Below are 20437 nucleotides of genomic sequence, written 5' to 3'. Positions count from 1 at the left end.
CTCTATCTCATGACAATGTGTATGGTTATGACAAATTCGGATATCAGAGCTTTGCACCATTTCAACGTCGAGGTAAAGAAGTTAAAGAAAATGAAATCCATTATGAAATTATGCGGCAAAGTTGCACGAATGCTAGTGGGCTTAGCAAAAAGTTGCGAGGGCTATGACTCAGCCAAAGTTTTCCCGCAAGCAGCCTAAGTACATTCTTCCCTCACTAGCTCATGCATTCGCAGGATAACAAGAAGCACGGAGTATCGGGAGAAGTTAAGCAAAAGGGCTCGGACCCGTTCCGTTAGAAAGACCGACCTCCACCCCTAGGTTAGATGTGACGAAGGAATGAAAGGGCTTAGACCCGTTGAGACATGGGAGAGAGAATCGCTTTTCGCATGCCCTTGCTACGATCCCCAAGTCACCGGCTACTACAAGTCTTCTTCCCTCACATTTACCATAGGGTGAAATCCTGCGAATTCATGAGTCTGAGTGAGGAAACTTAATCATTTTGAGGGAGCTTAATGATTAATTTGACTCGTCTTTATAATGAAAATGTTCGTGATGAATAGCATCCATTCCAACTAACTTTCCACTCTTTTTATGGAAATACGAAAAGTCTTTATTTATCGGCATCCGAAGTAGCTGATAATTATTATCTCTGGGCATGGCTTCAATTTGGATAATAGCTAATTCACGTGTTGTAAATAGTCCAACTGGAAAGAAATTAGGGAATGGCTTTGAACTATCGGCTACAAATATCCCCCAAACAAATGTATCATCCATTGTCCCCGTCCACCTTACATACTCAATAGTTATACTAAAGTACCAGTTAGTTGAATGACAAATATTTATCTGCTTTACAACTTAAAGCGAAGAAATCGCTGGCTGTTTTTGCGCAGAATAATTATTTCCCTATGATTTAGTCATTTATTTAACCATCGACTTAACAATGTATTCGCGTACAAAATCCAAAGGTCTGATGGTATTGTCCAACGTGCTTGTAAACACGACTACCGTTTGCAAACTTGGAATTAACCGAAGGTATAAATCCTTCCTCTATCGCTATCCCAATTAATATGGAAATGATACTTTTGGTACATGAATTAATCCGCTGAAGGTTATCTGTATTACTGATCCGGCATGGAAATGGGCCACGAGTTTTTGTTTTGCATCTAATCGAATCCTTTCATAATTACCAGTCTTTTTTCAATGGAAGATGAAAGTCTAAGCTATAAGGGCCGTTTTCTAATTTTAATAACATTTCATGAATATCTTTGCGTTCTCTTGCCTTATTCGTTCTTCCATTCAAGTCCTCTTCAGACCAAAAACTATATCCAAGCAAGTAGCTTTGCCCCATTTCATCAAAACTCGAATAAACTCTTTGCAGTATTTCTGCAGCTTGTAAACATAGATCCAATGCTTCTTCTTTCGTATAGATACCTGCAATATAGCACATGGAAGCTACATGGATAAGTCTAACTAAATCCCAAGCCAACACCCCTTTATCGCCCATTTTTTCTTTGATAACATGACACAATTCATATCTAAATGGGTCTGCCTCTTCTTTGGATTTTTTTAATTCTTCTATGTACCGTGCATTCGTATAGACGGAAAATAATAATTCCATAACTTCATCTGCTTCTTCTCTGGATTCAATTCCCCAATCTGCTGCTAAAATAGAAAATTCCTCTTCTTTAGCCCCTTCGGTAGGAACCACTCCGCCAAACACTCCCAAATCCCTCCAAGTTGCTACAGCAAAAATAGCATATGCTGCATTAAACCATTTAATTGTCTCACTTGTTTCTTTATTGCTTAATAGTGGCCTCCATTCTTGTTCAAACAATTTTTCAAGCTTTTCTACACCCCTGCCTAATAAAGACTTCGTTAAATCTAATCTCCATTCTTCTCCATTGGCACTTTTATATAATATGACAAAGCTTTTTTCACTAAACCTGTAAGGCTCTTCGATGAAAATATTAATTATATTCTCGAAGTATACTCTTTCGCCACCATTTGGATTTTGAAAATAGAAACCGTCATTGTAGGCGATAAAAATGATAGGTTTCTTAAAAAGTCTTTTACGCTCTAATTTAAATATCTCTTTGCTGATTACACTGGTTACCAATTCGTCATCTCCTTTTAAACAACCTGCTTTCCTTTATTATATATATTGGATTGTCAACAGTAAATTTCAGACAGGAAAAGGCTTCTTGGTGATACGGAACAGGCGTCAGATTCCCAGCGTTCCGTAAATTCGATGTTTATTAAACCAGTTGACATAATCGTATAGCTCCAATTCCAGATGGTGAAGATTCGACGAATTCTTGGTACTCTGGGTGATTGTGTCGTTTACATCCGAACAAGTAACAGCCCGAGCTCATTGAAGTGTTAAATTCCATCGAGGGAATAAATCCTAATGAAATTTTCTCAAACATATGCTCATATTCTTTTTTCTCATCAAGCAATTGCTTGATGTGCTCTTCTTTCTCCCTTTCTGTCCAATCCTCGTCACAATCATCTTCATGAGCTTCTTTTATTTCCTCAATTTTTTGTTGAATTACTTCATTCAAGATGTCACGAGCTCGATTTTCATTTTGGGTTTTACATAAAGCGTATACGAATCTACTAACCCAGTCTGGTGTTTTCCAATACTGTCCCCAACCTTTGTCAAACCAATAAATAGACTCATTGAAACAGCCTAATTCAAGATATAACTCTGCAACTTCTACATCACCGACAAAATCATCATCATCTTCAGAAAATACATCTAATTTCTTCTTCGCTTCTATTTTTCTCCCAAGCTCGATTAAGCACTTAACATGACTGTAAATTGCATAATCAGAATTTCGGGAACATTGAAGAAAAAAGTCTGAAGCTTCTTGTATTTGTCCAAGATGATATTTGGCAATAGCCAAATTGTTATAAGCTTCATTTGAAGGGTGTATGATCAAAGATTGGTTCAAGGCATCTGCGCATCTGCGGCCTGTTGCCACATTTCCTTCTCAACATAAATTTCCCCCAAAATATTGTAAGGAAAATGGGATGAAGGATTTAATTCAATAGCTCTTTGATTGGCACTCAACGAATGTTTTCCCCTTTATAATCATCATTTTCCTTGTTCAAAATCGGCGGAAATCATCATATCGAATACCCCTCCAGAAAAAGCGCTACTACCGTCATTGCTTGGTCGAAGGAATGGCTCTCTTCCGGTTGTTGCTTCAAATATGATGTACGACGTTGAGAATTATGCTAAAATCATGAACAACACATAGACTACGACTACATTAATAGAAAGGCGAGCGTATATGAACCAAGATATTTACACTCGCATGGCCGAAGAAGCTGATGCGCAGGAGCTGTTACACATCTACGCTCCCTATGTCACCGATACGGCTATCACCTTCGAGTATACCGTACCAACCGTCCAAGAATTTGCAAGTCGAATTCGCCAGACGTTGCAAAGATACCCCTATCAAGTAATCCTTCAAAACGAGAGAATCTGCGGATATGCCTATGCATCTGTCTTTAAAGGCCGTGCGGCGTATGACTGGTCAGTTGAGACAAGCGTATATCTACGGCAGGATTGTCGCGGGGCTGGACTAGGTAAGAAGCTGTATTATGCTTTGGAGGACGCCTTGAAGCGGCAGAATGTTATTAACGTGAACGCATGTATCTCTTATCCATGTGAGCCGAATGAATTTTTGGACAACGGCAGCGAGAAATTCCACAGCCATCTAGGCTATAAGAAGGTAGCTCATTTCACCAAATGCGCTTACAAATTTGATCAGTGGTACGACATGATCTGGATGGAGAAAATGATAGGCGATCACACTGACAAGCCCGAACCTTTCATCCCGATTACCGAGTTGTAAACGGCGGCAGTCTTAGACTGCCGCTATTTTATTGAGCTATCGTTTCCCGTTAATTCAATAACATCCACAGAGTCTTAGTATGGTAAGAACTAACGAATCCCAATAATGGGTTGCAATAGAAAGAGTGGATATAATAAGTTTAGACTTATCAATAAATAAATCGACAAAGCTTATGACTGAGACAAAATTCCTTTAACAAACAATGAGACACTGTGCTTGTAGAACTCTTCCTCGGTGACGAGTTGGGACTGATATTGCCCGTGAATCAGCTCGCTCATCTGAAATCCGTAGCACATCGAGAGAAAAGACATGGCGGTAAGACGCTCATCCTGTTTGGCTATAACTTTTTTCTTCTGCAGGCGTTCAAAATATTCAACCAGCAAGGAGTGCAGCTTCACCGGCGGATCGGCCAGCACTCTGTCCAATTCGGGAAACATTCCTTTGTCACGGATGCCAATCAAAATGATGTCCGCATTTTTATGGAAAAACAAACGGTACTGCTGGCTTACATTCAGCAGATCGACTTCCGGATTATCGGTCGCGTCCTCCTTTAACAGCTTCTCAAATTGCGGGATATCCGAATGTCTCTCAATGATGGCTTCCAATATGCCTTGCTTGCTTCCAAATTGCCGAAAAATCGTAGATTCATTGACTTTAGCTTCCGTTGCAATGGCTTTGGTGCTTACTCCCCGATAGCCCTTCTTTTTGATGAGCTGTGTCGCAGCTTCAATGATTCTGTCCGAAGTTTGCATTGTATTTCTCCTTTTGCAGATGTTAAACCTATTCTACTACAAGTTTTGCATATGCAGCAGGATCGGGGTTCATCATTTTCATAAACGTTTATTTACAGCAAATCGCTTCTTTGTTCCCAGCGGCTTGGTTCCGTAATCTTGACATGATCAGGCACCAATTGCGTGAGCGTTCCTAATTTATCAAATGTAATCAGGATTCGGTCAAAGGGCAACAGCCATCGTTCGGTCTCGATTGCGCAGCAATCCGGTATCGTCCCCATTCCTATTATCGTGCCTGGGAGCGGTGTGAATACTTTCAGAACCTCCTCCATCACTTTTGCAGGGTGTGCAGAATACTCGGATGTACTTCCTTTCCAGTGTAATCTCTCCCCGATGCGTACATCCACATCCAGTGCCAGCGGGTTGTCGATTTCATCCGGCGTAACCAGAAATGGTCCTATTCCTTTGCTGCGATCAAAATCTTTGCTGCGCGTCGGTCCGGTCAGCGCCTGGAAATCCGGCCACTGCACATCGCGGACAGTACTGTCGTTAAAAATAACATAACCTGCAATGCAGTTCCCCTTCCCTGTAACAAAGGCCAGCTCCGGTTCGATATCCAAGTAGGAAGAGTACGAAGGCCAATGAATCGTATCCCCATCGCCAATTAATGCATTATGGTTGCACTTGTAATAACTGAAAGCTACTTTATTCGGATTTCGCTGGAATTTTTCATCAATTTTCCTTTTAAGCTCTTCTCTTTCTGGCCCTGTATATTCTCTTCGCAGCAGATTTACACCAGCATTTCTTAGATGTCTTGGCGTTAATTACAAGCCCAAACAAAGGTTCCTGGGATGTCTTCGTTTGATAGGTTACTAGCTTCATGTTGCAGCGCCTCCATCATGTAGTGTGATGTTGTTCTGCAACTATCATATAGCACAGAATGAATGCATGCAAGTACTTGCTTGCATTTCTGTTTTCCATTCTCTATTATAAAGACATAGTCAGTATGCCTTACCTCAAAAACATATACGCAAAGGAGAATTCTCATGAAGTATGGACGTATTATCCAAAAACCTCGCGTTAAATTTTTTGAAGTCGCAGATGGAGTCTTTGCCGGTATTTCGCCGTATCGCGGCATCAGTTGGGCCAATGCCGGGTTCATCAACAAGGGTGAAGGGCTGGTGTATGACACGTTCTTTGATTTGTTCCATGCGCGGGAAATGCGGGAGGCTTTTATGGAAGTAAGCAACGGCAGATCTCCCGCATATGTGGTGAACTCGCACTATAACAGCGACCATGCCTGGGGAAACAAAGTGTTTGAAGATGCTTGCATTATTATGCACAAGGAAGCGTCTAGAGAGCGTCTCATCGAAAATATCGCCTGGATGGACAGCGTCATCAGAAGAGGAAAGGATTCTCCGGAATCGACTTCGGGCGAGCGTTTTTTTGCAGCGGAATTTGAAGGATTCGACCTGGAAGGCGTAGAATGGGTGCTCCCGAATATTGAGATAAAGGACGATATCAACATCCGTCTCGGCGATACGGAAGTTATGATTTACAACGTAGCTCCGGCCCACTCTGACAGTGACTTGCTGCTGTGGATGCCAAAAGAAAAAGTGCTGTTCGCCGGCGATGTCGTGTTTAACGGTTGTACAGCATACAGCGAAGAGGGAACCCTCAATTGGGTTAAAGTGCTTGATCGCATTATTGATGAAATGAAACCCGAAATCGTTGTTCCAGGACATGGCGCCATCTGCGGCCTGGACTTCGTGAAGGAGCAGAGAGACTACCTCCTGAACCTGATCAGCGAGTTCAACAAGCATTACAATGATGAAATTGATGCCTTGTCCCTAACCAAGCAAATTGATATTTCCCGCTTCCTTCATTGGATTCAGCCAGAACGCTTGTATGTTACAGTGGACATCTTATTGAAAAGCAAACGAGGGTTACCACCCCTTCCAATTTGGAACGAGGTACCTGCTAAACTGGAAGACATGAAAGCTTTTTTGGCCGGAAAATATGGCAATCAGATCAAGCCATGGGATCCTATGAGTGTTTGGCAAGAATAGCAATTTGAAGCTAGCCTGCGAAAAACAAAAAATCGGCCCTGTCGCAGACGATGCGAACAGCGGCCGTTTTTCGGGATTGTTCCACGGATATAAAATCGGCGCTTAAGGAGCGGTGCCAGTCTATAACTTTATTTTCCTAGTTTATCAAGAGCTAACTTTAAGAAACTCAGATAACATTACCGTTTAATTTCTCTTACCAGTTGCTTCGCGATATGCCTCTTTTAATAGTGGTAACACATTTCGGAAATTATGAACTATATCTGCACTGGTGCTTGAACAAATCCATCTCCTGTCAAGCAACCTACATCATCGTCATAATGAAGATGGTCTGTTATCTCACCATAAATAAAACCGTCAGTTTCTGTTTCTTTAATTAAAGAAAATCCATCATAAGCACGCTTCTTCATTAATACTCCCCCTTATTGAACTTTGTTTCTCCAGTGAGGATTATCTGTCACTACATATGAGTTAAATAATGAATCAAATTTGCCACCTTCGATAGAAAAAACAGGAATTTGAGGTTCTGAAACAATCGAATTATATAGCGATTGCACTGGGTCTGAAATTGTCCAAAGGGATAATTCAGAAATAATCATATTTTTATATTCCTCAATATTTGGAAAGTCCTCTAATATTTCATCTTTTAAGAATGGTAGAGCCCTTCTCATTTCTGACACTTGTCCATTTCCAGAGAATTTCAATAAATCTCTCCAGAATGGACAAGTGACCATTACAATGATAAAGTCCTCAAACCTTTCACCGACTTTACCTGCTTGTCCCTCGGAACTAACATATATAATTGGTGAATCTTTAATATCTTCGATTAAAGCAAAAATCCCTCCAGATGCATCTTGGGCTAAAACTGTTGCTTGATAATCAATTATGAAGAAATAATCTTTCGTATTTCTACTTGCTTTAATCATTTCAAAATCAAAGTATTCCAAAAGGATATTTTGAATTTCAGCATTTGATACGATTTTTTTATATATGTTATTGGAAATCAAAAAAACACTCCTTTACATTGCTTTTATAAAATATAAAAATTCTAACAATCCTGCCCGTCAAAGCTATATCTAAACATGGTCTGCTTTGATATCCGTGTATACCAATCACTTTCTACTGTAACTATAATATTGGCAGTCGTGTTATTAAAGAAAATTTGCATTTGTTGATCCGTTGTCATTTCGTCTCTTCTCAATACAATACGCGGGCAATCCCTGGGAAAATAGTATGTAAACTCATGCTCTTCGTCAATTGCATCGTGCCAAACTTTCGCAAAGAGCCTTATAAGCACGCACCGCGATATTAGCATCATCTGCAAGGATGGTGATTGAATCCTCGAGATACGAGACAATTATTCGAAAAATGAATTCTCCATCCCCTTCAATCCAGTAGTAAATTTGATAAATCTCTTGTTCTTTACTGGCGTGCTCTCGTACCACTGTAGCATCTATAAATTCATCAACTATTGCCTCAGGAAGAAAAGGTAAATAAGTATGCGAACGTAGAGGCTTCCTGTACCCGTAGATGATTAGTTTATTTTCCAAGTCTCCAACAATTCTATTCGCCATCTTTAAGCTCCCATCTCTATTTGATACTACTGATATTTTCGTTAAATCTCTTTTTATTATCATTAAGAATTACTGCTTGTACGCTCACAACAACCCCTTAACGAAAGCCTTTCTCCTCAATATATTATTGTTAAGATTTCTATTGAACAAAAAATAGTGGAAAGTAGCTCATATAATGAACTAACTATCCTCTATATACGATACTACAATTAACACGGTATAATACTTTATTTTTCAGTCTACTATTTTTCATCGGATAGTAATTAAGCTAAGAAGACGGATACTATTCGAAAAATCCGTATTGCTGTTCGTCGATTTCGAAGTCGTGTTCACCACAAATTCCATATTCAATCATTTATTCTATGATCGTAATAAGCGGCCACTGTTCCTTCCAATTCTTCTTGCTAACCCGTTCCACATAATAGCTGTGATTCGGAAACTGCGGACATCTTCTCACGACGAGCTGAAATAAATCTTCCAGTCCATACGGTGCACAAATATCCAATTGATCGTGATCGTCCAGGCGAGCACCGACAGCCGTCGCGGTTTCTGGCCAGTGATACAGTGCATCCCATGTAGATAAATAAGGTTCCACACCATTATGAGTGTGCATCCTCGCTTGGTTTTTGACCGACCATTTCTCATTGCCCGTCTGCTGGATCAGCCCTTGCTCCAAGCGAAGATCCCGTTCCTCGGTTACATCATCGTGATCAAAATACACAACATCAATATCACTATGTCTGCTGCGATTATCGAACCCATGAAGCTTGTCCCATACATAGTTGCGAATGTATCCCGCCGCAATATAGCATTGCGGCAGCTGTAACTCCTGAACGATACGCAAATCACGCATGAACGCTTCATGCTCACGCAAGTGTTGTTTCAACTGTTGCTCTAGCTCTAGCATTCTATACTAACCCTCATTTCCATTGGAAACTATGATTGCTTCATTCCGACCGCGATCCATCTTCCGTCTACATCCTCGAATACGAATTCTCGATTGTTATAATCAGTTGTCGTGAGTGGACGTACAATCTTGACGCCTCTCGTTGTCAGTTCCTCCAGCATCCCCTGCTGGTCTGTCGTAATAAAGTATCCGTCGTACCCATATCCATGGAGCAATCGATTCGGTTTGAAGTTCTCTGGATTACCCTTCGTCAACACAATTTCCATTGCATCTCGGTACAAGCATACATGCGGTTCAGCAGATTCTAAATAATAGACCGAACGGTATCCTAGATTCTCATAGTACTCGGCTGTACGATGTAAATCTGGTGTCGGAAACATTTGAAGACAGCAGGCAAATGACACGGATGTTGATGTCATTCCATTCATCTCCCTTTTGACTTTTGTATATTATCTATCGTTTCAATGACATGTCACTATTTCGAAACAACCTATCTATCACTTCTACAATCTATTATGGTTGACGTTACCCCAGCTTGTGGCCGCAATTCGGACAGAAATTAGAGCCTTCATTCTTCGCTCCACAGTTCGGACAGAAGTTCGGCTTCTGATTGCCTTCCGTAGAAGCAGAAGTAATGGAAGCACTAGCATCGGATGATGCTGCCGATTCGCCTGTTGCCTTCTGGACTTGATTCATATTTTTCATCATCTCGTTCGCCATGTTCATTCCCATCATCATGCCTGCCATATCTGAGGCCATTCCCCCGCCGCGTACATCACCGGAAGCGATCCCGTCCGTCATCGCAACTTGCTGATACTTCTGCATATCGCCAATCATCTCATAGGATGCCGTCTTCGTAATCATGTCTTGGATTTCTTCTGGGTAATTGAAGCTCATGACTTGGAAGCCTGTTATAGTAAGTCCATTGTTTATTACTTCCATGTCCAGATCTTCCTTTATCCCTCTGGAAATATCAAATGCATTCGCCTGCAAATTGAATAAGTCCTTGCCTTCTCTTGCAATCCACTTCATTAACAACTGATCCAGAATCGAAGTGATTCGCAGCTTCACATCTTCGACGAGATAGCTCTCTTTGACTCCGGCAATCTTATCGATCAAGGTAACATAATCATCCACCTTGAAGTTGAACGTGCCGTTCGCACGAATTGGCATGCCGCCTGGGAGTTTCGGGTGAGGAATCAGGATTGGATTTCGCGTTCCCCATCTGACCATGAACTCCTTCGTATTGACGAAAAGCACCTCTACCCGCATTCCGCTGTTGAAGCCGAACTTAAAGCCTTTCAGTGTAGAAAGGAATGGAATGATATCGGAATCAATGCTGTACTCGCCATCATCCTGAAAGATCCCTTCGATTTTGCCATTATTGATGAAGATCGCATCTTGACCCGCGCGGATAATCAGCTTGCTTCCTTTTTTGATCTCTCGATTGCTCCATTTCCAAAAAATCATATCATCGCGGAACTCTTCCCATTCCACAACATTTGCAAATTGATTTTTAAAAAACATATGCTAACCCCCGTCTCTCCCCTAAAATGATCCTCTGCTGCCGCTATGCGAATGACCACCCGAAGTCGTTCCTCCGCCTCCACTGCCTCCACCACCGCTTGAACTGGAGCTGGAGCTGCTGCTATATCTTCTCGTTCTTGTTGTACAGGTACGGATATATTGATCCGAATAATCAACCAAACCTGCTGAGCTCGGATCTTCATACGTCTGAGCATCTACGGTAACCCGTCCGCCGGAACGATATACGAGCAGCGTAACGATTCCGCCTCCAATGACTAAAGCCGCACCTAGTTGAACCCATATATTCAATAAGAGATTGTCAGGATTCACTCCTGGGCGGTAGCCCATGTATTTATGAACCGTCTTCAGATAGGTTAAAAATCCATCCTTGTATTCCTTATCCGCTAAATACGGGGCAATCTTATCTCTGATTTGATCCAATCTATCATCGTCGAAATATACCTTCGCCTTATAGAATCCAGCAAGATATATCTCTCTATGTGTCATGTCTACCATTAAAATGATAGCGTTGCCATGGCGCATTTTATAACCAGGGCCATATTCATCATAGAAGTCTTGAGTCATTCTCTTTACGTCATAAGCAAGTGGATCATTGGTCGTATAAATAATCATGTCCGTTTTTCGCTCTTCACTGTACTGCTTTGCCAGTTCTTGCAGCTCTTCGTATTCTCGCCCAGTCAGCAGCTTGGCCTCATCAAAGATCAGCTGATTTCCTTTTTTATTGCTCGCGTCGCTCCATTTTTTGAACATGCTTGGATTGGGGCTATTCATTGCACCATTTGAACTCTCACCGCTGCTTGAACTGGTGAAGCTAGTCCCATTCGTAGTGCTGGTGGTGGTGCTCGTAAAAGTGCTGCTGGTTGTGCCTGATGTACTACTGCTTGTCGTAGTTGTCGTGCTCGTAAACGTAGTCCCATCGTTCGTGCTGCTGATCATACTGCTAACGGTACTGTTCTTACCCGAGTCAACTGCTTGCGATCCCGCTGTTACATACTGATAGACGGACTCAATATACCTTTGAAAAGCAGCCTTATAACGGCCTTCCCCGTATTCATCAGCGACAATATCGGTTATGCTGCTTAGCCGTTCATCGTCCAAATGATCTGCCGCCTTTTGAAATACATTTATGTAGATTTTCTCGTGATTCGTATTCAGAATCAGCACAGCTGCATTACTGACAGAAAAATCTTCATTGGAGTTATTCTTCGCGTATAAATCCTGCAGCACTTCCCAAGTCCCTTGATCTTTATCTGTTACAATCCCGATGATATTGATCCCTATTTCCGATCCATACCGATTGGCCAACTCGTTCAATTCTTTTACTTCCTTCTTACTGAGTACACCCACGGAATCATCAATTAACTGCTTCTTATTCTTGGCAGCCGCACTGACACTTCCCGTGATCATCTCCATGGGGATGGCTAGCAGCAATGCTGCGAACAGCAGGACGACAGCGATAACACGATGCCTTCTCATCAGAATTTCCCTCCTATATACAAATAGGACACAAGCTGAAATACGAGGAAGAATATCGCCGATAATCCCGCAAACCATGCGAACACCTTCGACTTGCTGATCGGGGGCTTGCCGACCACCTTGCCCGTCTGTCCATTCATCGCAAACGTATATTCCAGTTTATTATAGTCATAATGCAATACCCAGACCGGAAGCAGAACATAGTCAGCTCGCTGCGTCTCCGTGTGAATATGAACATTGTCATACTTCGCTGACGTATACTCCGTTACGGTTGAATCTATGAATTCAAAAATATACTCTTTTATTTTTTCCTTTACCCGCGGCAGCAGCTCTTCCTCGTTATAACTATACGTTTCAGCAACATAACCTGCTAAGTAGGGTGTCTTAAAAGTCTCAAGCTTTTCATAGGGAAATGGTTCGAGCTTATCCATAAGTTCATCTGTCATTTTTGCCGAAGCATCCACAGGAACTTTTATATAGTCCAGGCAAATCTCGCGATAGAAATCATAGTGTGCTGTTTCCGTATAATCGTAATCGCCTGAGCGGTATTTGCTGACCTTCGTGGCGCTGCCATGAACCTCAATTTCATTCTGCAAATCATAGAGCCAGAATGGGACATACATCCCCGTTATACCCTTAATTCGATTCGCCGACATGAACCCTTTCGGAGTAATGAGTCCCTTTCCACACCATCTTTTGAACTCCATCACTGCTTCTTCCTTGCTAATGGCAAAAGGAATAATCTTCACCGGCGCCAAGTTCCCAGTCAATCGATCTCCTAATACAACGGCAGATCCACAGAAGCTGCAGCTCGTTGCGCTCGTCTCAGCTTCTGTGATAATGACAGCGCCACAGCTATGGCAGTGATATTCCTCTGCAGCATCTTCCTCTGTAAACACGTATTTCGTCATCGGATCCTGCATGTCCTGAATATTGTCTTGTCTCCCACAGCTATGACAGGTTAACATCTCCGAATACGTGTCATACTCCATCCCGCTACCGCAGTTCGGGCATTTATATTCAATAACCGGCAACCTATTCACCCCTAGAGCATAGAAAGTATCTATTTATATGTAGTGCCTATGAATCGAGATTCAATTCTTTTCCTTCTTCAACTGCTCGATCAGCTCGTCCAAATCGTCTTTCTTCCCACCTCGAAGTTCAGCAAGCGCCATCGCTTCGTCGTAAGCGCGGTTCACCTTGTCTTCCATCGCATCGAATGCCGAAGCCTGATCTCCATGTATAGAGCTGCTTGCATTTACTCGTTCCTGTGCCTGGGCCGCTGCAAGCTTCCCCTTAAGTGCTGCACGCCGCGCCTCCAGCTCGCCGATATCAGAGACCAGCTTGTCCTGCAGCTGCTTCATTTGAGAAGCATTTGAAGCTGCCATATCATAAGCGGTTTGCAGCTGCTGCAACTTTTCCGAATGAACTGCCTTTTTCTCTAATAAAGCACGTGCCCCAGCTTCATTCCCATCTGCCGCTGATTTCTCCGCATATCGCTGCAGTTTTGCGATTTCTGCTGTGCATTCGTCCAATGCTCGTTTGGCTCGCTGCTCTGCTGCAACAACGGAAGCCGTCTCAGCCTTCACTTTGCCGAGATCACTGTTCAACTTCCGCATGTAATCATCAATGATTGTCTCAGGGTCTTCCGACTTCTGAAATAGACTATTGATGTTGATGGACATGAGTTCCTTGACTCTCGATAAGATTTCGATAATGCTTCCCTCCATTAGAAGAATTTTCATCTCCAATCTATACGTTAATCATACAGCAAATATAGGTAAAAAGGATGGGGGAATTCGACATTTTGAACTACGGATCGATTTCTTACGACATGTGTTAGGTACTACACCCTAATATACTGCTATCATCATTCCAATTGCGCTTACTTATTTGATGCGTATAGGAAAGGGTTAAGGAATTTTCCATAAATATAACAATTTTCGCCGGATCATATGGGTAGGCCGTCCCTATCCTGCAGGATTAAAAACCGTTCGAGCGTCATACAGAATTATGCAATTCGTGGGATACACAGGAATGATGATCCAATGAATAATCATAATAGAGGCTATTCACACCGCTTGCTTCGACAGCAATCATCAAACATCAAGCAAAAATTCATGGAGAGAGGTGCGTCATTTGTTCAACACATGTACACGCTTGATAGCCGCGTGCGTTGCCGGAATCATGCTAACACTCGGGTTACAGGGCATGATGAGTCCAGCAGCTGCCGAGCCATCGCAACCGCGGGCTGCCGTTGAATGGTTTAGGGATTATGGAAGCAGTTCCAGAGGGGAAGCGGTCATCCCTACCTCCGATGGCGGTTATTTGACGGTAGGGAGCATTACGGAAAAGGAAATGATTGGGCAAGATAGTTGGCAATATGTCGTTAAGGCTTATATCATTAAAACGGATGTAGAAGGACAGCCGATATGGGAGCAAAAGCTAGATCATTATTCGTCCGGGAATGCCGCGTACCGGGCAATAGAGACTAGGGACGGAGGATATTTTGTAGCCGGCACCTACAAGTCCTACGACGGCAAACCGATGGACAAGCTATATCTCATTCGGCTGGATGCGTCTGGACAAGTACTGTGGCACAAGGCTGTTGATGATGGACAATTCCACCACACTCCGGTAGCTATTGTTGAAACGGATGATGGCAACTTTATGATGGCCGGGAGAGGGATGTTCTCTGCCAGCGCCTATGAAAAGGGCTACATCCTGAAGGTGGATAGCAACGGAGAAAAGTTATGGTATAGAGACTATCGCTTTATCGGCAGCGAATTCTTTGCCGATATGATACCCGCCAGTGACGGAGGTTATATTGTAATTGGCGGCATAGGCTATCCAGATTATGAGCCTGGCGATGAGGACGCCATGCTTATGATGAAGCTTAATGAGCAGGGCGACATCGTATGGTCACGGTCGTTCCAAGAACCAAATACGAAACGGCGTGCCTTTTCTATCATCTCTTCCGATGACGGAGGTTATCTGGTAGGCAATCGTAAAAAAACGAAGCAGGGTGAAGTCACCATTCTCACCAAGACGGACGTACACGGTCAGCCGGAGTGGGAAAAAACATATACAGCCCCTAGCCCGGAATCGTTCAGAAGCTTGGTGCGGACGAAAGAAGGGTATGCCCTGCTCGGTACAGGCACGTTAAGCGAGAGCTCGGACAGGAAATGGGAATATGCGATAGTCACGTTTGATGTGAACGGCGTGTTGACAAGCCGCGAAGTACTCCCAGGCCCAACGCTGAGCGACGTTGGCAAGGCAGCGATAGCTCGGGACGGCGGGTTTATTTTTACCGGAACCGTGAAACGAGGAGAGGTATGGAAGCTTCAGCTCATGAAGCTGACACCTTTCGAGAACATGCCTCCTACAGAACAGACATTGGCAAGCATTTCTTTCATGGAGAAAGAGATGCAAGTAAAATCAGGCACCAGCATGCCAACTGTACTGCAAGCCGTGTACGGTAATGGAATGGTCAGCGATATATCAGGCGTAGCCGTATATAGTTCGGATGATCCCCGTTTTGCCGACGTCGACGCATCAGGTAGAGTCACAGGTCATGAGCCTGGAGTCACATATATTGGGGCCACTTACGGAGGGCTCAATGCCAGCTTGAAAGTAACCGTGCTGCCGGAGGATTGGGTTGAGCCTGAACCGGCCCGCGGAGACCTCCGGCTGGATTCGAACGACTACTCGTTAAGTGCCGGCTCCATGATTGATGTAAGGGTCATACTTTACGACTATTCCGTACATAAAGAAATAGACGTGACCAAGGAAGCAACTTTCCGAAGCGCCAATCCGGACATTCTCGAGTGCGATGATGAAGGGAACCTGAGTGGCCGTAAGGCGGGATTCACAAAAATCCATGCTTCCTATAGGGGACTCCAAGCGACGTCCAACGTTCAGGTGCTTCGGGCATCCGTTCCGCAAGAAGTGGAACAGCCAGAGCTAGATTTGTAATCAGCCGTAAATCATATAATCTTCGTTATAAGTAAAGGCTTTGCTAGAGCACGGAGTTCAGAACTAAAAAATACTTTTCTACCTTACTCCATATCGAATCCCGTGCTCTAGCGTTCATCCTTTTATAGACGAATTATTTCCCGAGCAATAATCTTGTACATATCATTGGGTAGCTCATCCTTTACAATGGTTAATATATCAATATCACTTTGTTGAGGGGTAAAGCATCCCATCGCCATAGAACCGTGCAAGTAGATTCCCACTAGCGATTGTGATAATTCACATTTCAAGAGCCCATGATACCGTCTAATACAACTTGTTGATTCATTCTGTATGACTCCCCTGTCTGATTGGTTATCTCTATTTCTTCGCAGCACATTTACCAATTCCATTTCTTCTATAATTCTTAAAATCATAGATGACATGTGTCGGTTCCGGATCGGTATCTAAATCCTCAAAAAACACGACCAAAAACCCAACGATTGTTCTAGATAACTCGATGAAATAGGGATTCGACAGCTTGTCGCCTTCCCAAAAGTAATCGATGTTCTCTTCGAATCTTCCATCTTTACTTACGTCTTGATCTGTATATAGACTGAAGTCATATAAATAAAATTGATATAGATTAACGAATGATTCCTTCTCTTCAACGGTAACAGGAACAAGTTTGATGTTTGTCTCCTATCCCAGCTATTATAGGATGATGTCACAGCCTTAATTGAACCGCCTAAATCTATTTATTGTACGATTTTAGCAAATCAGTGACTAACCGTTAATTGTAATACCCTTTACATTACATTTTGAATAGTAAGATTTATAGGCTGCTTTGATCCATTAATAAGTCTTTTATATTTATCTTCAGCAACCAACTTGTACCCATTTTGTTCGTAAAAATAATGATTTCTTAGACTTTTTTGTATCGTATCCAACGTCCATAATTTTATTTCTGGATGAAGTTCCTCGATTAACACTTCTCGCATGATATTTTTTCATATCAATCGGAGAAATGAAGCTCAAGCCTACTCACCACCAAAACAAAAGAGTGAGAATTTTACTCCCTCCGTTTCTTATCTTTGCTTCTAATGCCCTCCCACAATTTACACGACCTTCATAACATAGTAAAATATAGGTGATAAATTCAAAAGGAGGAGGATTGATATTGGAAGTTGCGGTCATCAAAACAATCGGGGAACTTATCCAAGACACCAGACGTGCATCAAACATAACATTAACACAATTATCAGAGCTATCCGGCATTCCAAAGGGGACAATATCACGAATTGAAAACGGCGAAGTAAAACGACCGCAATTCTCGACCGTATATCCGTTGACAAAGGCATTGAATATCCCCTTAGAAACACTGATTGATTATTACGTGGAAATCGAGAGAAGATCAGATTCATTGCTGCATATTCTGCACACGACGATCCAAAACAAAAGAAACAATGAGCTGATTCAAAAGGTCGCCACCAAGTACCTGGAATCCTGTAATGAAGACAGCTACGATTTAACCGAAAAGCTTTATCAGAACATCGACTCCATTGAAGATACCCCCATTAAGTTATTATTGTATAATCTCATCATTGAGCACTCACGTTCACATGGAATAATGCCCTATATAGCCAAAGGCTTGTACCAACGGTATCTTATTGAACGAAACGATTTCAACAAATTGAAGGAAACCTACTATAGTGGGAAGTATATTCTTCATTATGCTGATTTCTTACCCCATCAAGAACGGATCGAGCTGTACTACAAATTAGGTGTTCATGCTTACAACCTGAGACTCTACTATGAAAGCATTGAACATTGTAGGCGAGTACTGGCGGAGGATACCAGCGAAAATCAGCATAAAATCTATGCACTTGGGATACTTGTAGACGCGCATTGCAGTGTAGAGGAATACAAAGAGGCTGAAATGTATTCTATGCAGTATAAGCAATTTGACTACCTTAACTATCCGCACATAAAAGGGAATGTCGTCCTAATGGATGCACTTTTTGTCGCCAAGAAGGGCGATACTGATAAAGCAATTATGCTGCTTAAATCTTTTCTTGAGACTTGCGATGATATTCACGTAATTCCTGCTTCTAAACAATTACTACAATTATATCTACAGCAAAATAACCTCGAAGGTGCTAAAAATGTATTAGAAGGTATCACATTCAACCCAACTAATTTAAACACGAGTAACCCTTTAATCTTTTCTAGGTATGCTGATTACCTTCAAATCAAAGGGGAATATTATTTAGCTGTCGGCAATTATGAAGCATGTATTAATCATATGGTGGAAGGAGCTTCTTACTACTCAAAAGTGAACACTAGAGTTAAAGAAAAGCTTTGTCGGATAATCAAAACGGCATTCACTCATGGTGATATATTATAATCGCGCTAGAAACACCTTAAAGGTACTTTTTCTTTTATCTTCCGTTTCTTTTTCATCTATTTTCTGGAATAACTGAAACGTATTATATATTCGCCATGTGAGGTTACTCTTTAAATCACCTTAGAAATAGATGATGTATCATTACATAAGTGATGCGCATACAATTTATCGTGATGCTGAGTCCGCCCATGTATAAGAGTAACTTCGCCAAAAAAAATTCCAGGAGGCGAGTTGCTTGAAGAAGAAATGGATCGTATCCCTATTAAGTGTAAGCATGGCATTCTCGATGTTCGCACCAATGGCATTGGCGGCATCTGTGCCAGAACAGCAGGCGGAGTTACAGAAACAAGGTCACATGCTTCAAATCGGTAAGGATGAGTTCAGCAAAAAGGTTCTTAATGCCGTATCAGTCATGGATCGCTACATCACGGTCAGCAAAGACCAATTCGTGATTGATCCTGCCGCGAAGAATGTCGTAGGTACAGACATCTATGAGCATTACAAAAAAGGCATCGAAAGCCTTAATGCAGAAGTTCGTCAAGGGACAATTGTGATCCAAAACGGGCAAGTGAGCGTACCAGAAAGATATTCAACTAATGCATTCAGCAACGCTTACTGGTGGGGAGTAGCAATCACTTTTAGCGACTCGGAGACAAAAGCACACGCTCTTGCAATGCGTCAATCGGGTAATATCACCTCATTCCTTGCCGCTGCTGCTGCTTTTATTCCAGCAGGTTGGCTTGCCGCTGTAACTGGTGCCGCTTGGGGATGGGCTGCAAACTCAATCGCGAATGACCTTGATTATTACAACCGTGGGAACGGAGCAACGCTCAACATTCATTGGTTGCCAGTGATCTATTATGAGGTCACATCCAACTAGTTGGCATTAACATAGAGGAGGGAGTTATGGAACTCAGTCAATTTGAAACGTTTTTAACTACCATTTCTTTTCTTACTCTATACGTTCTATTAGCCGTATTTGTCATTCACTTCATCTTTAGAAAGAACCTCGTAGTTAGGAACTTTATTTACTTGGGGTTTTTGGCAATCGGGCTACTGGTGTCGTATTACAACACGATTTTCAAGAATGGAAGTAACTGGATTCAATCAATACTCTTTACAGTTGTGTTTATTGGGCTTGTTAGGCAGCAATTAATCTACAAGAAGAAAATGAACAAATGACAGCAATCAAAGGGGCACCTCCGGGTGCTCTTTCAATTTTGTGATTTCGTTTCTTTTATCCTATTATATGGAATATATTGAAACGTACATTATACTTACCAGTGGAAACAATCATTGTAGAGTGTACGTGAGGTGAAACCATATTGATAATTAATGAACAAATAAATAATCTAAGGAACAAATTAATCGAAGTCGTAAGAGAGAAACAAAACTTCACTGACGAAGAGGTTGTACGGATAAGCCAGCAATTAGATGAACTCATTGTAAAGCAACAAACTATGAGGTTTCGGAAACGCAAATAATACAAGTGTGTAAGCGCTTATTTAGACAGAACGTGAAAAGCTGTAACAAAAAATCGACTCCATCGAAGATACTCCATCAAATAATTGTCATTATATAACCTCATCATAGACCACTCACGCTGATTTCTTCCCCCAGTAAGACCGGATTGAGCTTTACTACAAATTAGGTGTTTTAACAACTTTCTGATGTCAATTGACACAAAGTTACCCCTATTAATAAAAAAACCTTATTCTGAAAAAGGGAAATAAATTTGGATTATCCATCATTATGTCTGTCAACTATACTAAAATCATGTCATGAGGTCAGGATAATGAATTGAACTACGCCAAAAACAATTAAGATGATGACAAGAACTAAAATAACTGCAATAGTTCTAAGAATAAATTTCAAAATTTTTCTAGTTTCCAGATCCATAAATACCACCTC

23 protein-coding genes and 1 pseudogene are annotated in these 20437 nt (G+C 41.9%); 6 read left to right on the top strand and 18 right to left on the bottom strand.

The genetic code is table 11. The features are described 5' to 3' along the window. Nucleotides 1-516: 516 nt before the first annotated feature. From BLS15_RS16395 to BLS15_RS29845, 5 genes and pseudogenes are all read right to left on the bottom strand, one after another. Nucleotides 517-774 (bottom strand): hypothetical protein, encoded by a 258-nt coding sequence (locus BLS15_RS16395; RefSeq protein ID WP_021252730.1) that lies wholly within the window; start codon nucleotides 772-774, stop codon nucleotides 517-519. Nucleotides 775-1183: 409 nt separating this feature from the next. Then, nucleotides 1184-2116: a DUF1266 domain-containing protein gene (locus BLS15_RS16390; protein ID WP_028532694.1), complete on the bottom strand. Its 933-nt coding sequence runs from the start codon at nucleotides 2114-2116 to the stop codon at nucleotides 1184-1186. Between the two features lie 4 nt (nucleotides 2117-2120). After that, nucleotides 2121-2293, bottom strand: a pseudogene (locus BLS15_RS29545) (IS3 family transposase); the annotation flags it as partial. After that, a complete protein-coding gene (locus BLS15_RS29540) occupies nucleotides 2256-2984 on the bottom strand; it encodes a tetratricopeptide repeat protein (RefSeq protein WP_254777357.1) in 729 nt (242 codons plus the stop codon). The gene BLS15_RS29540 and the pseudogene BLS15_RS29545, both read right to left, overlap by 38 nt. Next, entirely contained in the window at nucleotides 2951-3073 is a 123-nt protein-coding gene (locus BLS15_RS29845; protein ID WP_302848149.1) for a hypothetical protein, read from the bottom strand. The genes BLS15_RS29540 and BLS15_RS29845 overlap by 34 nt, the downstream gene beginning before the upstream one ends. Before the next feature lie 223 nt (nucleotides 3074-3296). On the opposite strand from BLS15_RS29845, the gene BLS15_RS16380 reads away from it, so the two are divergent. Further along, nucleotides 3297-3863: a GNAT family N-acetyltransferase gene (locus BLS15_RS16380; RefSeq protein ID WP_090512619.1), complete on the top strand. Its 567-nt coding sequence runs from the start codon at nucleotides 3297-3299 to the stop codon at nucleotides 3861-3863. Between the two features lie 170 nt (nucleotides 3864-4033). On the opposite strand, the gene BLS15_RS16375 is transcribed toward BLS15_RS16380, so the two are convergent. Together BLS15_RS16375 and BLS15_RS16370 are read right to left on the bottom strand one after the other, a co-directional pair. Beyond that, a complete protein-coding gene (locus tag BLS15_RS16375) occupies nucleotides 4034-4615 on the bottom strand; it encodes a TetR/AcrR family transcriptional regulator (RefSeq protein WP_021252725.1) in 582 nt (193 codons plus the stop codon). 92 nt (nucleotides 4616-4707) lie between these two features. Continuing rightward, nucleotides 4708-5259: a fumarylacetoacetate hydrolase family protein gene (locus BLS15_RS16370; protein WP_235074824.1), complete on the bottom strand. Its 552-nt coding sequence runs from the start codon at nucleotides 5257-5259 to the stop codon at nucleotides 4708-4710. Between the two features lie 381 nt (nucleotides 5260-5640). Here BLS15_RS16370 and BLS15_RS16365 point away from each other — a divergent pair, with 381 nt between their 5' ends. Further along, complete coding sequence (locus BLS15_RS16365; RefSeq protein WP_090512616.1) at nucleotides 5641-6663, top strand: MBL fold metallo-hydrolase; 1023 nt, start codon at nucleotides 5641-5643, stop codon at nucleotides 6661-6663. A gap of 254 nt (nucleotides 6664-6917) precedes the next feature. Here the strand turns inward: BLS15_RS16365 and BLS15_RS16360 are convergent, their stop codons facing one another. The 10 genes from BLS15_RS16360 to BLS15_RS16320 form a co-directional block, all read right to left on the bottom strand. Next, the gene (locus BLS15_RS16360) at nucleotides 6918-7070 is read right to left on the bottom strand and encodes a hypothetical protein (RefSeq protein ID WP_235074818.1); all 153 of its coding nucleotides are present in this window, start codon (nucleotides 7068-7070) and stop codon (nucleotides 6918-6920) included. 12 nt (nucleotides 7071-7082) lie between these two features. After that, on the bottom strand, nucleotides 7083-7667 hold the full coding sequence (locus BLS15_RS16355; protein WP_021252723.1) for a hypothetical protein: 585 nt from the start codon (nucleotides 7665-7667) through the stop codon (nucleotides 7083-7085). Between the two features lie 41 nt (nucleotides 7668-7708). Continuing rightward, the gene (locus BLS15_RS30015) at nucleotides 7709-7975 is read right to left on the bottom strand and encodes a DUF6886 family protein (RefSeq protein ID WP_368087127.1); all 267 of its coding nucleotides are present in this window, start codon (nucleotides 7973-7975) and stop codon (nucleotides 7709-7711) included. Then, nucleotides 7914-8234 (bottom strand): hypothetical protein, encoded by a 321-nt coding sequence (locus tag BLS15_RS29055; RefSeq protein WP_036590425.1) that lies wholly within the window; start codon nucleotides 8232-8234, stop codon nucleotides 7914-7916. Before BLS15_RS29055 ends, BLS15_RS30015 begins: the two co-directional genes overlap by 62 nt. 355 nt (nucleotides 8235-8589) lie before the next feature. Continuing rightward, complete coding sequence (locus BLS15_RS16345; protein WP_090512612.1) at nucleotides 8590-9141, bottom strand: nucleotidyltransferase family protein; 552 nt, start codon at nucleotides 9139-9141, stop codon at nucleotides 8590-8592. Between the two features lie 29 nt (nucleotides 9142-9170). Next, nucleotides 9171-9560 carry a VOC family protein gene (locus BLS15_RS16340; RefSeq protein WP_090512608.1) on the bottom strand — a complete coding sequence of 130 codons (390 nt, stop codon included), beginning with the start codon at nucleotides 9558-9560 and terminating at the stop codon, nucleotides 9171-9173. A 106-nt stretch (nucleotides 9561-9666) separates the two neighbouring features. Beyond that, a complete protein-coding gene (locus tag BLS15_RS16335) occupies nucleotides 9667-10668 on the bottom strand; it encodes an SPFH domain-containing protein (RefSeq protein ID WP_090512603.1) in 1002 nt (333 codons plus the stop codon). 21 nt (nucleotides 10669-10689) lie between these two features. Then, a complete protein-coding gene (locus BLS15_RS16330; RefSeq protein WP_175460789.1) occupies nucleotides 10690-12165 on the bottom strand; it encodes a TPM domain-containing protein in 1476 nt (491 codons plus the stop codon). Further along, complete coding sequence (locus tag BLS15_RS16325) at nucleotides 12165-13199, bottom strand: TFIIB-type zinc ribbon-containing protein (protein WP_090512741.1); 1035 nt, start codon at nucleotides 13197-13199, stop codon at nucleotides 12165-12167. Before BLS15_RS16325 ends, BLS15_RS16330 begins: the two co-directional genes overlap by 1 nt. Nucleotides 13200-13259: 60 nt before the next feature. Continuing rightward, nucleotides 13260-13880, bottom strand: a complete 621-nt coding sequence (locus BLS15_RS16320) for a PspA/IM30 family protein (RefSeq protein ID WP_090512737.1) — start codon at nucleotides 13878-13880, stop codon at nucleotides 13260-13262. Between the two features lie 424 nt (nucleotides 13881-14304). Here BLS15_RS16320 and BLS15_RS16315 point away from each other — a divergent pair, with 424 nt between their 5' ends. Beyond that, the gene (locus tag BLS15_RS16315; RefSeq protein WP_090512593.1) at nucleotides 14305-16140 is read left to right on the top strand and encodes an Ig-like domain-containing protein; all 1836 of its coding nucleotides are present in this window, start codon (nucleotides 14305-14307) and stop codon (nucleotides 16138-16140) included. 122 nt (nucleotides 16141-16262) lie between these two features. Here BLS15_RS16315 and BLS15_RS29840 read toward each other — a convergent pair whose 3' ends face one another. Next, entirely contained in the window at nucleotides 16263-16532 is a 270-nt protein-coding gene (locus tag BLS15_RS29840) for a nucleotidyltransferase domain-containing protein (protein ID WP_090512733.1), read from the bottom strand. Between the two features lie 767 nt (nucleotides 16533-17299). Here BLS15_RS29840 and BLS15_RS16300 point away from each other — a divergent pair. The 3 genes from BLS15_RS16300 (at nucleotide 17300) to BLS15_RS16285 (ending at nucleotide 20010) form a co-directional block, all read left to right on the top strand. After that, nucleotides 17300-18526: a helix-turn-helix domain-containing protein gene (locus tag BLS15_RS16300; RefSeq protein WP_090512585.1), complete on the top strand. Its 1227-nt coding sequence runs from the start codon at nucleotides 17300-17302 to the stop codon at nucleotides 18524-18526. 235 nt (nucleotides 18527-18761) lie between these two features. Next, nucleotides 18762-19406, top strand: coding sequence for a hypothetical protein (locus tag BLS15_RS16295; RefSeq protein ID WP_090512580.1), 645 nt, complete (start codon nucleotides 18762-18764; stop codon nucleotides 19404-19406). A 445-nt stretch (nucleotides 19407-19851) separates the two neighbouring features. Further along, nucleotides 19852-20010, top strand: coding sequence for an aspartyl-phosphate phosphatase Spo0E family protein (locus BLS15_RS16285; protein WP_021258660.1), 159 nt, complete (start codon nucleotides 19852-19854; stop codon nucleotides 20008-20010). The last annotated feature ends 427 nt before the right edge of the window (nucleotides 20011-20437 follow it).

Source organism: Paenibacillus sp. cl6col (assembly GCF_900102125.1).
Classification (GTDB): domain Bacteria; phylum Bacillota; class Bacilli; order Paenibacillales; family Paenibacillaceae; genus Paenibacillus_B; species Paenibacillus_B suaedae.
This window is presented reverse-complemented; position numbering and strand designations above follow the sequence as displayed.

Excerpts from the sequence above, each read along its gene's own strand:
- BLS15_RS16395 (WP_021252730.1), bottom strand. The coding sequence starts at position 774 with ATGGATGATACATTTGTTTGGGGGATATTTGTAGCCGATAGTTCAAAG.
- BLS15_RS16380 (WP_090512619.1), top strand. The coding sequence starts at position 3,297 with ATGAACCAAGATATTTACACTCGCATGGCCGAAGAAGCTGATGCGCAG.
- BLS15_RS16375 (WP_021252725.1), bottom strand. The coding sequence starts at position 4,615 with ATGCAAACTTCGGACAGAATCATTGAAGCTGCGACACAGCTCATCAAA.
- BLS15_RS16365 (WP_090512616.1), top strand. The coding sequence starts at position 5,641 with ATGAAGTATGGACGTATTATCCAAAAACCTCGCGTTAAATTTTTTGAA.
- BLS15_RS16360 (WP_235074818.1), bottom strand. The coding sequence starts at position 7,070 with ATGAAGAAGCGTGCTTATGATGGATTTTCTTTAATTAAAGAAACAGAA.
- BLS15_RS30015 (WP_368087127.1), bottom strand. The coding sequence starts at position 7,975 with ATGCTAATATCGCGGTGCGTGCTTATAAGGCTCTTTGCGAAAGTTTGG.
- BLS15_RS29055 (WP_036590425.1), bottom strand. The coding sequence starts at position 8,234 with ATGGCGAATAGAATTGTTGGAGACTTGGAAAATAAACTAATCATCTAC.
- BLS15_RS16345 (WP_090512612.1), bottom strand. The coding sequence starts at position 9,141 with ATGCTAGAGCTAGAGCAACAGTTGAAACAACACTTGCGTGAGCATGAA.
- BLS15_RS16340 (WP_090512608.1), bottom strand. The coding sequence starts at position 9,560 with ATGACATCAACATCCGTGTCATTTGCCTGCTGTCTTCAAATGTTTCCG.
- BLS15_RS16335 (WP_090512603.1), bottom strand. The coding sequence starts at position 10,668 with ATGTTTTTTAAAAATCAATTTGCAAATGTTGTGGAATGGGAAGAGTTC.
- BLS15_RS16330 (WP_175460789.1), bottom strand. The coding sequence starts at position 12,165 with ATGAGAAGGCATCGTGTTATCGCTGTCGTCCTGCTGTTCGCAGCATTG.
- BLS15_RS29840 (WP_090512733.1), bottom strand. The coding sequence starts at position 16,532 with ATGGAATTGGTAAATGTGCTGCGAAGAAATAGAGATAACCAATCAGAC.